The sequence below is a fragment of the Tabrizicola oligotrophica genome, from assembly GCF_011008935.1.
In the GTDB taxonomy this organism is placed as follows: Bacteria; Pseudomonadota; Alphaproteobacteria; order Rhodobacterales; family Rhodobacteraceae; genus Tabrizicola_A; species Tabrizicola_A oligotrophica.
This window is the reverse complement of record NZ_JAAIVJ010000036.1, coordinates 1-1,229: the sequence shown is the minus strand read 5'-3', so window position 1 is coordinate 1,229 and position 1,229 is coordinate 1. Positions and strand designations below refer to the sequence as shown.

The 1,229-nt window shown below is 66.4% G+C and carries 1 protein-coding gene; it reads right to left on the bottom strand.

Going from position 1 to position 1,229, the window contains the following annotated elements:
• The coding region (glyA, locus tag G4Z14_RS18700) for a serine hydroxymethyltransferase (protein ID WP_164628477.1) at positions 1-1,223 on the bottom strand (1,223 nt) is incomplete at its 3' end.
• Positions 1,224-1,229: the final 6 nt, after the last annotated feature.

Genomic DNA, 1,229 nt, shown 5'->3' with positions numbered 1-1,229 from the left:
TCGACGGCGGCGTTGCCGTCTTCGCCATGCTGGGCCAGCCCGTCGACCACTTCAACGATCCAGTCGGCGATCTGGCGGAACTCGGCCTCGCCGAAGCCGCGCGTCGTGCCGGCCGGAGTGCCGAGGCGCACGCCCGAGGTCACGGTCGGCTTTTCCGGGTCGAACGGGATGCCGTTCTTGTTGCAGGTGATATGCGCCCGGCCCAGGGCCTTTTCGGTGGCGTTGCCCTTCACGCCCTTCGGCCGCAGGTCGACCAGCATCAGGTGGCTGTCGGTGCCCCCCGTGACGATGTCGAGCCCGCCCTTCATCAGCTGCTCGGCCAGCGCCCTGGCATTGGCCACCACCTGCTTCTGGTAGTCGACGAATTCGGGGCGCAGCGCCTCGCCGAAGGCCACCGCCTTGGCCGCGATCACATGCATCAGCGGGCCGCCCTGAATGCCCGGGAAGATCGCCGAGTTGATCTTCTTGGCAATCGCCTCGTCATTCGTGAGGATCATGCCGCCGCGCGGACCGCGCAGGGTCTTGTGCGTGGTGGTGGTCGCCACATGGGCATGCGGGAAGGGCGAGGGGTAAAGCCCGGCCGCCACCAGACCGGCGACATGGGCCATGTCGACCAGCAGATAGGCGCCGACAGAATCGGCAATCTCGCGCATCCGGGCAAAGTCGATGACGCGCGGAATCGCCGAGCCGCCGGCGATGATGAGCTTCGGCTGGTGCTCGGCGGCCAGCGCGGCGAGCTGGTCATAGTCCAGCCGGCTGTCCTGCGGACGCACGCCGTATTGCACCGCCTTGAACCACTTGCCCGACTGGTTCGGCGCCGCGCCATGGGTCAGGTGACCGCCGGCATCAAGGCTCATGCCCAAGATGGTGTCGCCGGGCTGGATCAGCGCCTGGAACACCCCCTGGTTGGCCTGCGACCCCGAGTTCGGCTGCACATTGGCAAAAGAGCAGCCAAACAGCTTGCAGGCCCGCTCCATCGCCAGGTTCTCGGCGATGTCGACAAACTCGCAGCCGCCGTAATAGCGCTTGCCGGCATAGCCCTCGGCGTATTTGTTGGTCATCACCGAGCCCTGCGCCTCCATCACGGCGCGGCTGACGATGTTCTCCGAGGCAATCAGCTCGATCTCGTGACGCTGACGACCAAGCTCCGACGTCACTGCCCCGAAAATCTCGGGATCGCGCGCAGAAAGGCTGTCGGTGAAAAATCCGGGGGTGACGGGCATGGGCGG